Origin of the sequence: Pseudomonas sp. DY-1 (assembly GCF_003626975.1) — a bacterium.
In the GTDB taxonomy this organism is placed as follows: Bacteria; Pseudomonadota; Gammaproteobacteria; order Pseudomonadales; family Pseudomonadaceae; genus Metapseudomonas.
This window is the reverse complement of sequence record NZ_CP032616.1, coordinates 1,452,941-1,465,302: the sequence shown is the minus strand read 5'-3', so window position 1 is coordinate 1,465,302 and position 12,362 is coordinate 1,452,941. Positions and strand designations below refer to the sequence as shown.

The 12,362-nt window shown below is 59.7% G+C and carries 12 protein-coding genes; 7 read left to right on the top strand and 5 right to left on the bottom strand.

What is annotated here, in order from left to right; genetic code table 11:
* Window positions 1-25: 25 nt before the first annotated feature.
* Window positions 26-289: a cold shock domain-containing protein CspD gene (gene cspD / locus D6Z43_RS07170; protein WP_120651283.1), complete on the bottom strand. Its 264-nt coding sequence runs from the start codon at window positions 287-289 to the stop codon at window positions 26-28.
* Between the two features lie 230 nt (window positions 290-519).
* Between cspD and clpS the strand changes: the two genes are divergently transcribed.
* Together clpS and clpA are read left to right on the top strand one after the other, a co-directional pair.
* Window positions 520-882: an ATP-dependent Clp protease adapter ClpS gene (gene clpS, locus D6Z43_RS07165; protein WP_120655211.1), complete on the top strand. Its 363-nt coding sequence runs from the start codon at window positions 520-522 to the stop codon at window positions 880-882.
* Between the two features lie 28 nt (window positions 883-910).
* A complete protein-coding gene (clpA, locus tag D6Z43_RS07160; protein WP_120651282.1) occupies window positions 911-3,181 on the top strand; it encodes an ATP-dependent Clp protease ATP-binding subunit ClpA in 2,271 nt (756 codons plus the stop codon).
* Between the two features lie 53 nt (window positions 3,182-3,234).
* On the opposite strand, the gene infA is transcribed toward clpA, so the two are convergent.
* From infA to trxB, 4 genes are all read right to left on the bottom strand, one after another.
* Window positions 3,235-3,453, bottom strand: coding sequence for a translation initiation factor IF-1 (gene infA, locus D6Z43_RS07155; protein ID WP_016492441.1), 219 nt, complete (start codon window positions 3,451-3,453; stop codon window positions 3,235-3,237).
* 101 nt (window positions 3,454-3,554) lie between these two features.
* On the bottom strand, window positions 3,555-4,262 hold the full coding sequence (locus D6Z43_RS07150; RefSeq protein WP_120655210.1) for an arginyltransferase: 708 nt from the start codon (window positions 4,260-4,262) through the stop codon (window positions 3,555-3,557).
* Window positions 4,263-4,316: 54 nt separating this feature from the next.
* Window positions 4,317-4,997, bottom strand: a complete 681-nt coding sequence (gene aat / locus D6Z43_RS07145; protein ID WP_120651281.1) for a leucyl/phenylalanyl-tRNA--protein transferase — start codon at window positions 4,995-4,997, stop codon at window positions 4,317-4,319.
* A gap of 37 nt (window positions 4,998-5,034) precedes the next feature.
* Entirely contained in the window at window positions 5,035-5,985 is a 951-nt protein-coding gene (trxB, locus tag D6Z43_RS07140) for a thioredoxin-disulfide reductase (protein ID WP_120651280.1), read from the bottom strand.
* A gap of 266 nt (window positions 5,986-6,251) precedes the next feature.
* On the opposite strand from trxB, the gene ftsK reads away from it, so the two are divergent.
* From ftsK to serS, 5 genes are read left to right on the top strand one after another with little or no spacing between them, the layout of a single operon-like run.
* On the top strand, window positions 6,252-8,660 hold the full coding sequence (ftsK, locus tag D6Z43_RS07135; RefSeq protein WP_120651279.1) for a DNA translocase FtsK: 2,409 nt from the start codon (window positions 6,252-6,254) through the stop codon (window positions 8,658-8,660).
* 29 nt (window positions 8,661-8,689) lie between these two features.
* Window positions 8,690-9,316, top strand: a complete 627-nt coding sequence (lolA, locus tag D6Z43_RS07130) for an outer membrane lipoprotein chaperone LolA (protein ID WP_120651278.1) — start codon at window positions 8,690-8,692, stop codon at window positions 9,314-9,316.
* A 12-nt stretch (window positions 9,317-9,328) separates the two neighbouring features.
* Window positions 9,329-10,654 (top strand): replication-associated recombination protein A, encoded by a 1,326-nt coding sequence (locus D6Z43_RS07125; RefSeq protein ID WP_120651277.1) that lies wholly within the window; start codon window positions 9,329-9,331, stop codon window positions 10,652-10,654.
* The gene (gene crcB, locus D6Z43_RS07120; protein WP_120651276.1) at window positions 10,651-11,025 is read left to right on the top strand and encodes a fluoride efflux transporter CrcB; all 375 of its coding nucleotides are present in this window, start codon (window positions 10,651-10,653) and stop codon (window positions 11,023-11,025) included. Before D6Z43_RS07125 ends, crcB begins: the two co-directional genes overlap by 4 nt.
* A 16-nt stretch (window positions 11,026-11,041) precedes the next feature.
* Window positions 11,042-12,322, top strand: a complete 1,281-nt coding sequence (gene serS, locus D6Z43_RS07115; protein WP_120651275.1) for a serine--tRNA ligase — start codon at window positions 11,042-11,044, stop codon at window positions 12,320-12,322.
* Window positions 12,323-12,362 lie beyond the last annotated feature (40 nt).

Sequence of the window (12,362 nt, the reverse complement as noted above, 5' to 3'; positions counted from 1 at the left end):
TTTTTTGCCCAAATATTTCGAGGGCTTAAACTTCTACCGTGCTGCCCTGGGGGTGGCTGATTGCGGCAGGCGCTTCGGTGGTGGCCGTGACCGGACGAATGTTCACGGCATGCAGGCCTTTCGGGCCCTGGATGATATCGAAGCTTACCGGCTGTCCAGCCTTTAGCGTCTTGTAGCCGTCCATCTGGATGGCCGAATAGTGGGCGAACAGGTCCTCATCTCGGCCTTCGGCAAGGATAAATCCATAGCCTTTGGCGTTGTTGAACCACTTGACCTTACCGCTAAGCATGCTGATATCCCTCTGCAAAGGACTCCATCACTGGAGTATCATCCACTTCGACTCCACGCCCTTAGGGCCGCCTTGGCCACGCACGTGGAACCCCTGATACCCGAAGACGGGTATCCACTGGTTGTAACACCGTTTTGCCGTTAGTCAAGGCGTTCCCGGCATCGCCTGAGAAACGGATCAAAGTCTTTCCAGCGGCCGTTTTTCACTCACCTATGACCTTTAATTCCAGCATGCATGCAAGCAGCCAGATTCGACTAACATTCAATCAGGACAGTCCGCAGCATCATGAGGACGACTCCACGGGCCTGGCGGTGCAGGAAGCCAAGCCAGCCCTGCAGGCGCCACCTATGTATAAGGTGGTCATGTTTAACGATGACTACACCCCAATGGATTTCGTGGTCGAGGTGCTCGAAACGTTCTTCGGTATGAACCGGGAACTCGCCACCAAGATCATGCTGACCGTGCATACGGAAGGTCGGGCGGTTTGCGGCGTGTTTACGCGTGACATAGCCGAAACCAAGGCCATGCAGGTCAATCAATATGCGAGAGAGAGCCAGCATCCGCTGCTCTGTGAGATCGAGAAGGACGGTTAATGCCGCCCCTTGGGTATGAGGTGAAGCCATGTTGAACCGCGAGCTCGAAGTCACCCTCAATCTTGCCTTCAAGGAGGCCCGCGCCAAGCGTCACGAATTCATGACGGTCGAGCACCTGTTGCTCGCCCTGCTGGACAACGAAGCTGCTGCAACAGTACTGCGTGCATGCGGCGCGAATATGGACAAGCTGCGGCACGACCTGCAGGAGTTCATTGACTCCACCACCCCGCTGATTCCTCAGCACGACGAAGATCGTGAAACCCAGCCAACGCTCGGCTTCCAGCGCGTTCTGCAGCGCGCGGTGTTCCACGTGCAAAGTTCCGGCAAGCGCGAAGTGACCGGTGCTAACGTGCTGGTTGCGATCTTCAGTGAGCAGGAGAGCCAGGCTGTATTCCTGCTGAAACAGCAGAGTGTGGCTCGTATCGATGTCGTCAACTACATCGCCCACGGTATTTCTAAAGTGCCAGGGCACGGGGAGCAGCACGATCACGACCAGGAAATGCAGGACGAGGAGGGTGGTGAGGCCGCCGCCTCGGGTCATCCCCTCGATGCCTATGCCAGCAACCTGAACGAACTGGCGCGGATGGGGCGTATCGATCCGTTGGTGGGGCGTGAGAATGAAGTCGAGCGCGTCGCACAGATTCTGGCGCGTCGTCGCAAGAACAACCCGCTGCTGGTCGGTGAGGCTGGTGTCGGCAAGACCGCCATCGCCGAGGGGCTGGCGAAGCGTATCGTCGACAATCAGGTGCCTGATCTGCTGGCTGACAGCGTGGTCTACTCCCTGGATCTAGGTGCACTGCTGGCGGGAACCAAGTATCGCGGCGACTTCGAGAAGCGCTTCAAGGCGCTGCTCAACGAACTGCGCAAGCGCCCCCATGCCATTCTTTTCATCGATGAGATCCACACCATCATTGGGGCTGGAGCTGCCTCGGGTGGTGTGATGGATGCATCCAACTTGCTCAAGCCCCTGCTTTCGTCGGGTGAGATCCGCTGCATCGGCTCCACTACCTTCCAGGAGTTCCGTGGCATCTTCGAGAAGGATCGGGCTCTCGCTCGGCGCTTCCAGAAAGTCGATGTGACTGAGCCTTCCGTCGAAGACACCGTAGGCATCCTCAGGGGGCTCAAGGCGCGTTTCGAGCAGCATCACCATATCGAGTACAGCGACGAGGCGTTGCGTGCTGCTGCTGAGCTGGCGGCGCGTTACATCAATGATCGGCATATGCCCGACAAGGCGATCGATGTGATCGATGAGGCGGGTGCATACCAGCGGCTACAGCCGGAGGAGAAGCGTGCCAAGCGCATTGAAGTGGCGCAGGTCGAAGACATCGTTGCCAAGATCGCACGGATTCCTCCAAAACACGTCACCAGTTCCGACAAGGAACTGCTGCGTAATCTGGAGCGCGACCTGAAGCTGACCGTGTTTGGTCAGGACGCCGCCATCGACTCCCTGTCCACTGCGATCAAGCTGTCCCGTGCCGGCCTCAAATCTCCGGACAAGCCTGTGGGCTCCTTCCTCTTTGCTGGTCCCACTGGGGTCGGCAAGACTGAAGTTGCCCGGCAGCTGGCAAAGGCGATGGGTATCGAGTTGCTTCGCTTCGACATGTCCGAGTACATGGAGCGGCACACTGTTTCGCGTCTGATTGGTGCGCCTCCGGGCTATGTTGGTTTCGACCAGGGCGGCTTGCTGACCGAGGCCATCACCAAGATGCCGCACTGCGTACTGCTGCTGGACGAAATCGAGAAGGCCCATCCGGAAGTCTTCAATCTGCTGCTGCAGGTGATGGATCACGGCACCCTGACTGACAATAACGGACGCAAGGCGGATTTCCGCAACGTGATCCTGATCATGACCACCAACGCCGGCGCCGAAACTGCTGCACGCGCCTCCATTGGCTTCACCCTGCAGGATCACTCCTCGGACGCCATGGAGGTCATTCGCAAGAGCTTCACGCCGGAATTCCGCAACCGTCTGGACACTATCATCCAGTTTGGTCGCCTGAGCCACGAAGTCATCAAGAATGTCGTGGACAAGTTCCTCACCGAACTTCAGGCGCAACTGGAAGACAAGCGCGTGCAGTTGGTGGTCAGCGACGAGGCGCGTGGCTGGCTGGCCGAGCGTGGCTACGATGCCCAGATGGGCGCGCGTCCCATGGCGCGTTTGATCCAGGACAAGATCAAGCGGCCTCTGGCCGAAGAGATCCTCTTTGGTGAACTGGCCGAGCACGGCGGTTTGGTGCATGTCGACGTCAAGGACGAAGAGCTCAGCTTCGAGTTCGAGACAACTGCAGAGATGGCCTGACGGTCATCCACAAAAAAGCCCGGCAATTGCCGGGCTTTTTCATGACTTTCTGATCAGCGGGCGCGGTAGGTGATGCGGCCTTTGCTCAGATCGTACGGCGTCAGCTCGACGCGAACCTTATCGCCGGTGAGGATGCGGATGTAATTCTTGCGCATCTTGCCGGAAATGTGCGCGGTGACGACGTGCCCATTTTCCAACTCCACACGGAACATGGTGTTGGGCAGGGTGTCGATGACAGTGCCTTCCATTTCGAAGCTGTCTTCTTTCGACATGCAGTAAAGCCCTCGGTATTCAGAGATGGGCCCGACCACAAAGTGCGGCGGGCAAAAACGGCGTGCATTGTGCCCGAAAATAGCACTGCTCGCCAAGGGCTTCAGCTGAGCGTCACCCAGCGCTGATTGACGAAGAGTTCGATCGGGCGGTACTGGGTCTTGTAGTTCATCTTCCTGCAGTTCTTGATCCAGTAGCCGAGATACACGGCCTGTAGGCCAAGGCGAGCGCTTTCGCCTATCTGCCAGAGAATGGCGTAGCGGCCAAGGCTGCGTCTCTCCTCATCGGGATCGTAGAAGGTGTAGACCGCGGAAAGTCCGTTTGGCAGCACGTCCGTCACCGCCACGGCCTTGAGCTCGTCCTTGAGGCGGAATTCGTAGAAGCGTGAAAAGGGCAGGTCGCGGACCAGGAAGGTGGAAAATTGGTCCCGGCTGGGTGGATACATGTCGCCATCGGAGTGGCGCTGCTCGATGTACCGGACGTAAAGCGCGTAGTACTCCTCGGTGAAGGATGGGCGCACTGCGGTTACGGTCAGGTCGCCGTTACGCTTGAGGATGCGCTTCTGTTGGCGGCTGGGGATGAACTGGTCGGCGGGGATGCGTGCGGGTACGCAGGCATTGCAGCGCTGGCAATGCGGGCGATAGAGGTGGTCGCCGCTGCGGCGGAAGCCCATTTCCGATAGGTCGGCATAGACGTCCACGTCCATGGGCTGGCTGGGGTCGAGGAACAGGGTGGTGGCCTGCTCCTCGGGCAGGTAGCTGCATGGATGCGGCTGAGTGGCGTAAAACTTGAGACGAGCCAGCTCGGTCATGATCAACCCCCGGGAAATCCCTTCAGCAAGTGTATGTCAGGCTGCGGGGCTCGCCTAGGCGATCCAGTCTGCGGCGTTCGGTTGGTCGAGGTAGAGCTGCAGGTAGCGGGTAAACTTCTCGCGGCTGATCGTGCGGGCGCCAAAGCTCTGCAGGTGTTGGGTGGGCATCTGGCAGTCGATCAGCACAAAGCCCCATTGATTCAGATGCTGCACCAGTGTGGCGAAACCGACTTTTGACGCGTTGTCTGTCCGACTGAACATGGACTCGCCAAAAAACAGCTTGCCGATCGCTAGGCCATAGAGGCCGCCGACAAGTTCATCGTCTTTCCAGACCTCCACCGAGTGCGCGACGTTGCGGCGGTGCAGTTCTGTGTAGGCCGCCTGCATTGCCGGGGTGATCCAGGTGCCGTCGGTGTAATTCCGTGGGCCGGCACAGCCTTCTATGACGGATTGAAACGCCTGGTCGAACGTCACGCGAAAGCGTCCCTGGCGTAGCAGCTTCGATAGGCTGCGGGAAATGTGGATTTCCTGCGGCTGCAGCACTGTGCGTGGGTCGGGAGACCACCAGAGGATGGGCTGGCCATCCTGGTACCAGGGGAAGCATCCATGGCGGTAGGCCTGGATCAGGCGCTCTGGCGAGAGATCGCCGCCGGCTGCCAGCAGGCCATTTGGTTCGCGCATCGCTCGGCCGAGCGGCGGGAACTCGAGGGAGTCGCGTTGTAGCCAGGTAAGCATGGGGGAGGGGAGGGCGGGCCGGAGCCCGCCTTTCCTGTCAGTTGTCGTCGAGGAACTTTTCGGCGTCCAGCGCGGCCATGCAGCCCGAGCCGGCGGAAGTGATGGCCTGGCGGTAGACGTGGTCAGCCACGTCGCCGGCAGCGAACACCCCAGGGATGCTGGTGGCGGTGGCATTGCCTTCGAGGCCGCCCTGGACGATCAGGTAGCCGTCGCGCATTTCCAGCTGGCCCTTGAATAGGTCGGTGTTCGGCTTGTGACCAATGGCGATGAAGACACCTGCCAGGGAAAGCTCCTTGGTGGTGCCGTCGGCGGTGTTTTTCAGGCGCACACCGGTTACGCCGGTATTGTCACCCAGGACTTCGTCCAGAGTGTGGTTCCAGTGCAGGCGTACGTTGCCGTTTGCAGCCTTCTCGAACAGCTTGTCCTGAAGAATCTTTTCCGAGCGCAGCTTGTCGCGGCGGTGGATCAGGTGGACTTCCTTGGCGATGTTGGCCAGGTATAGGGCTTCCTCGACCGCGGTATTGCCGCCGCCAATAACGCAAACCACCTGGTTGCGATAGAAAAAGCCGTCGCAGGTCGCGCAGGCGGAGACGCCCTTGCCGGCGAAGGCTTCCTCAGAGGGCAAGCCGAGGTACTGGGCGGAGGCGCCAGTCGCCAGGATCAAGGCGTCGCAGCTGTAGGTGCCGCTGTCGCCCTTGAGGATGAAGGGGCGCTTCTGCAACTCGGCGGTGTGAATGTGGTCGTAGACAATCTCGGTATCGAAGCGCTCGGCATGCTTCTGCATGCGCTCCATCAGTGCCGGGCCGGTGAGGCCTTCGACGTCGCCTGGCCAGTTGTCCACTTCAGTTGTGGTGGTCAGTTGGCCGCCGGGCTGGATGCCCGTGATCACAACAGGCTTGAGGTTGGCGCGAGCGGCATAGACGGCCGCGGTGTAGCCCGCCGGGCCGGAGCCCAGTACGATCAATCGGGAATGCTTGACTTCGCTCATAAAAAGGCTCCATAAGTCTTTGTCACGAAAGAGAATGCATGCTCCAATTGAGCATTGCGCAAATTGTTGGCGGCTATGCTACACCGAAGCGCGAGACGTCGCCAAAACGCTGGGGCGACAATCAGTTCCCACATGGCGTCGCGCAGGCAAATCCGTACAATGGGCCGCGTTCCGAATGGGTTGGAGCTCGTAATGGCACTGTGCCTTGCAGTTTTTCACCCTCGACCGACTCTTGAACGCGCCATGGGCGCAGGAAAAGACGCGTTTTGAAGAATTCCACGACCAGAGCCCAGATTCCTGTCTGGCGCCAGCAATTGCATTATCGCCTCAAGGAAGGTGCGTTGATCGCGCTGGGGGCGGTCTGCCTCTATCTGTGGATGGCATTGCTCACCTACGACTCCTCTGATCCGGGCTGGACCCACACCAGCAACGTCGAGCAAGTGCAGAATGCGGCCGGCCGCCTGGGTGCCTGGTTCGCCGACATCCTGTTCATGGCCTTGGGCTACTTTGCCTATGTCTTCCCGCTGCTGCTGGCGATCAAGACCCTGCAAGTCTTCCGCCATCGCCACGAACCCATCGATTGGAGCGGCTGGCTGTTTTCATGGCGCCTGATCGGCCTGGTCTTCCTCGTGCTTTCTGGTGCAGCACTGGCCGATATCCATTTCCAGGACCATGCCGGGCTTCCAGCGTCTGCCGGCGGTGCCTTGGGCGAGAGCCTCAGCCATCTGGCAGTCAATGCACTCAACGTGCAGGGCAGCACCTTGCTGTTCTTTGCACTCTTCCTCTTCGGTCTGACGGTGTTTACCGACCTTTCCTGGTTCAAGGTCATGGATCTGACCGGCAAGATCACCCTCGATCTCTTCGAACTCATTCAGAACGCCGTGAATCGCTGGTGGAGTGCGCGCCTCGAGCGCAAGCAACTTGTAGCCAAGCTGCGTGAAGTGGATGTGCGCGTGAACGAAGTCGCTGCACCGGTAGTGCCGGACCGTCGCGAACAGGCCAAGGTCAAGGAGCGTCTGATCGAGCGCGAAGAGGCCTTGACCAAGCACATGACTGAACGCGAGAAGCGCCCGGCGCCGGTCATTACTCCGCCGCCGCCGCCCAAACCCGCGGAACCGAGTAAGCGCGTGCAGAAGGAAAAACAGGCGCCGTTGTTTGTCGATACCGCTGTCGAAGGCACCTTGCCGCCTATTTCCATCCTCGATGTTGCCGAGAAGAAGCAGAAGAGCTTCTCTCCGGAATCCCTGGAGGCCATGTCGCGCCTTTTGGAGATCAAGCTGAAGGAATTCGGCGTTGAAGTGATCGTGGAATCCGTGCACCCCGGCCCGGTGATCACTCGCTTCGAGATTCAACCTGCCGCAGGTGTGAAAGTCAGCCGGATTTCCAACCTGGCGAAGGACCTGGCCCGCTCCCTGGCAGTAATCAGCGTTCGCGTGGTGGAAGTGATTCCCGGCAAGACGACCGTCGGTATCGAGATTCCCAACGAAGACCGCCAGATCGTGCGTTTCTCCGAAGTGCTTTCCTCGTCCGAGTACGACGAGGCCAAGTCGCCCGTCACCCTTGCCCTGGGGCACGACATTGGCGGTAAGCCGATCATTACCGATCTCGCCAAGATGCCCCACCTGCTGGTCGCCGGTACCACCGGTTCCGGTAAGTCGGTCGGTGTGAACGCCATGATCCTGTCGATCCTGTTCAAGTCCACGCCCGAGCAGGCGCGGATGATCATGATCGACCCGAAGATGCTGGAACTCTCCATCTACGAAGGTATTCCTCATCTGCTGTGTCCGGTGGTCACTGACATGAAGGAGGCGGCCAACGCCCTGCGCTGGAGCGTTGCCGAGATGGAGCGGCGCTACAAGCTGATGGCGGCCATGGGTGTACGGAACCTCGCCGGTTTCAACCGTAAGGTTAAAGATGCCGAGGAAGCTGGTACCCCGCTGACTGATCCGCTCTATCGTCGCGAAAGCATGGAAGACGAAGCGCCTCTGCTGAAGACGCTGCCGACCATCGTGGTGGTCGTCGACGAATTCGCAGACATGATGATGATCGTCGGCAAGAAAGTGGAAGAACTGATTGCCCGTATCGCCCAGAAGGCCCGTGCGGCTGGTATCCATCTGATACTCGCGACTCAGCGTCCTTCGGTTGACGTGATTACAGGCCTGATCAAGGCCAACATCCCGACCCGCATGGCCTTCCAGGTGTCCAGCAAGATCGACTCCCGCACCATCCTCGATCAGGGCGGAGCGGAGCAACTGCTTGGCCATGGCGACATGCTTTACCTACCGCCAGGGACTGGCTTGCCGATCCGCGTCCACGGCGCGTTCGTTTCTGACGACGAAGTGCATCGTGTGGTGGAAGCCTGGAAGTTGCGCGGCGCACCGGACTACATCGAAGACATCCTTGCAGGCGCGGAAGAGGGCGCTGGCAGCTTCTCCGGTGGCGAGGGAGGTGAAGGCGGTAGCGAGGGCAGCGAAGACGACCCGCTCTATGACGAGGCGGTACGCTTTGTGACCGAAAGCCGCCGCGCTTCGATCTCCGCAGTACAGCGCAAGCTGAAGATTGGCTACAACCGCGCCGCGCGCATGATCGAGGCGATGGAAATGGCTGGGGTTGTGAGCCCCATGAACGGCAACGGTTCGCGCGAAGTTATCGCGCCGTCACCGGTGCGAGACTAATCCGAAACGGATTTTTGACGAGGAATTCCATGCGACTGATCCGCATGCTCATGGTTGCTGTACTCGGCCTGTCTGCTCTGACTGCCCAGGCTGACGACAAGGCGGCCATCAGCCGCCTGACAGAAATGCTGAACAAGGCGCAGACCATTACTGGTCGATTTTCCCAGCTGACCCTCGATGGTTCCGGCACTCAATTGCAAGAAACCTCTGGTGAGCTCTCGCTAAAGCGTCCGGGCCTGTTCCGCTGGCATACCGATGCCCCAATGGAGCAACTGCTGGTCTCCAACGGCGAGAAAGTCTGGCTCTACGACCCGGATCTGCAACAGGTGACCATCCAGACCCTGGATCAACGCCTGACCCACACTCCGGCCCTGCTGTTGTCGGGTGACGTATCGAAGATCAGCGAGAACTTCGAGATCACCCACAAGGAAGGCGGCGACGTGGTGGACTTCATTCTCAAGCCCAAGGCCAAGGACACCCTGTTCGACACCCTGCGCCTGTCGTTCCGTAACGGTGTGATCAACGACATGCAACTGATCGACAGCGTCGGCCAGCGCACCAACATCCTCTTCCTCGGGGTCAAGATGAACCAGGCGATCGATACCGCGCAGTTCAACTTCAATATCCCGGAAGGCGCCGACGTCATCCAGGAATAAGCTGCAACGCCCATGGACCTTTTCCGCTCCGAACCCATCGCCCAACCGCTGGCTGCGCGCTTGCGTGCCGCCAACCTGGACGAATATGTCGGCCAGGAGCACCTGTTGGCACCCGGCAAACCCCTGCGTGAGGCTCTGGAGCAAGGTGCGCTGCACTCGATGATCTTCTGGGGCCCACCGGGGGTCGGCAAGACGACCCTTGCCAAACTGCTGGCCCAAGTTACCGATGCTCACTTCGAAACCATCTCCGCTGTGCTTTCAGGGGTGAAGGAGATTCGCCAGTCGGTAGAAATGGCCAAGCAGCAGGCCGCGCAATATGGCCGCCGCACCATTCTCTTCGTGGATGAGGTGCATCGCTTCAACAAGTCCCAACAGGACGCCTTCCTGCCTTATGTGGAAGACGGCACCCTGATTTTCATCGGTGCAACCACCGAGAACCCTTCTTTTGAACTCAACAATGCATTGCTTTCGCGTGCGCGCGTTTATGTGCTGAAGAGTCTCGATGAAGCCGCCCTGCGCAAGCTGGTAGCGCGTGCGCTGAGCGAAGAGAAGGGGCTTGGCAAGCGCAAACTGAGCTTGCCGGACCAGAGTTTCGCCATTCTGATGTCTGCGGCCGATGGCGATGGTCGCCGACTGCTCAACCTGTTGGAGAACGCTGCCGATCTTGCCGAGGACGGTGGCGAGATCGGCGTCGAACTGTTGCAGAATCTCCTGGGGGATAGTCGTCGGCGCTTCGACAAGGGCGGCGAGGCGTTCTACGACCAGATTTCGGCCTTGCACAAGTCGGTGCGTGGGTCCGACCCGGATGCGGCGCTGTACTGGTATGCGCGAATGCTTGATGGCGGTTGCGATCCGCTTTATCTCGCTCGTCGTGTCGTGCGAATGGCCAGCGAGGACATCGGCAATGCCGACCCGCGCGCGTTGAGTCTTTGCCTGTCAGCCTGGGATGTGCAGGAAAGGCTGGGAAGCCCTGAAGGTGAACTGGCCGTAGCACAGGCAGTTACGTATCTGGCCTGTGCACCGAAGAGCAATGCGGTCTACATGGCCTTCAAGGCCGCCATGCGTGATGCCGCCGAGAACGGTTCTCTGGAGGTGCCGCTCCACCTGCGTAACGCGCCGACCAAACTGATGAAGCAGTTGGGCTATGGCGAGGAGTACCGTTACGCCCATGACGAGCCGGATGCTTATGCGGCTGGGGAGGACTACTTCCCCGAACAACTCGAGCCACGCTCATACTATCAACCAGTACCGCGTGGCCTTGAGCTGAAGATCCGTGACAAGCTGCAACACCTGAAGAGCCTCGACCGCAACAGCCCCTGGAAGCGGAGAAAGTCATGATCGGACTGATCCTGGCGGTATCCGCTGGCGGTGTGGCGGGTACCTTGCTGCGATTCGCCACAGGCAATCTGATTACTGCCTACTGGCCACGCTACTTCTACGCCGGTACCCTTGCGGTCAACATCGTTGGTTGCCTGCTAATTGGCTATCTGTATGGCCTGTTCCTCCTGCGGCCCGAAATTCCGGTGGAAATCCGCGCCGGGCTCATGGTGGGATTCCTGGGTGGCCTGACGACTTTTTCATCCTTTTCACTCGACACGCTGCGCCTGCTTGAAAGCGGCCAGCTGCCACTGGCCCTAGGCTATGGGCTGCTGAGCGTGTTGGGCGGCCTGCTCGCCACTTGGGCCGGCCTGATACTGACGAAAATCTGAGAGACGAGAACCTGACATGCTCGACGCCAAACTGGTCCGCACCCAGCCCCGGGAAATCGCGGAACGCCTTGCCACCCGCGGTTTTGAACTTGACGTAGCGCGCCTGGAAGCGCTGGAGAACCAGCGCAAGTCCGTGCAGGTCCGCACTGAGCAGCTGCAGGCCGAGCGTAACGCCCGTTCCAAATCCATTGGACAGGCCAAGCAGCGCGGCGAAGACATCACGCCCCTACTAGCCGAAGTCGATCGGATGGGCAATGAGCTTGAAGAGGGTAAGCGCGAGCTGGAAAGCATCCAGGTCGAGCTCGACAACCTGCTGCTGAACATTCCGAACCTGCCCCACGAGTCCGTACCGGTAGGCGAGGATGAAGAAGGTAACGTTGAAGTGCGTCGCTGGGGCACCCCGCGCAGCTTCGACTTCGGCGTCAAGGACCACGTTGCCCTTGGCGAGCAGCACGGCTGGCTGGATTTCGAAACCGCCGCCAAGCTCTCCGGCGCCCGTTTCGCCCTGCTGCGTGGTCCCATTGCCCGCCTGCACCGTGCCCTGGCGCAGTTCATGATCAATCTGCATGTAACTGACCACGGCTACGAAGAAGCTTACACGCCGTATCTGGTCCAGGCCCCGGCCTTGCAGGGCACCGGCCAATTGCCCAAGTTCGAGGAGGACCTGTTCAAGATCTCCCGCGAGAACGAGGCTGACTTCTACCTGATTCCGACCGCAGAAGTTTCCCTGACCAATATCGTTGCGGGTGAGATCGTCGACGCCAAGCAACTGCCGATCAAGTTCGTTGCTCATACTCCGTGCTTCCGCAGCGAGGCCGGTGCCTCGGGTCGCGATACGCGCGGCATGATCCGCCAGCACCAGTTCGACAAGGTCGAGATGGTGCAGATCGTCGAGCCATCCAAGTCCTTCGAGGCCCTGGAAGGCATGACCGCCAACGCCGAGCGTGTACTGCAGCTGCTCGAGCTGCCTTACCGCGTTCTGGCCCTGTGCACCGGCGACATGGGCTTCAGCGCCACCAAGACTTACGACCTCGAAGTCTGGGTGCCTAGCCAGGACAAGTACCGCGAGATTTCATCCTGCTCCAACTGCGGTGATTTCCAGGCTCGCCGCATGCAGGCACGCTACCGCAATTCGGAAACTGGCAAACCCGAGCTGGTGCATACCCTGAATGGCTCTGGCCTTGCCGTGGGGCGCACGCTTGTTGCCGTTCTCGAGAATTATCAGCAGGCCGACGGTAGCATCCGCGTACCCGAAGTTCTGAAGCCTTACATGGGCGGCATCGAATTCATCGGCTGATTGCCATCCCCTGTATCAGCGGGGGAAATGCAAGGCCTCA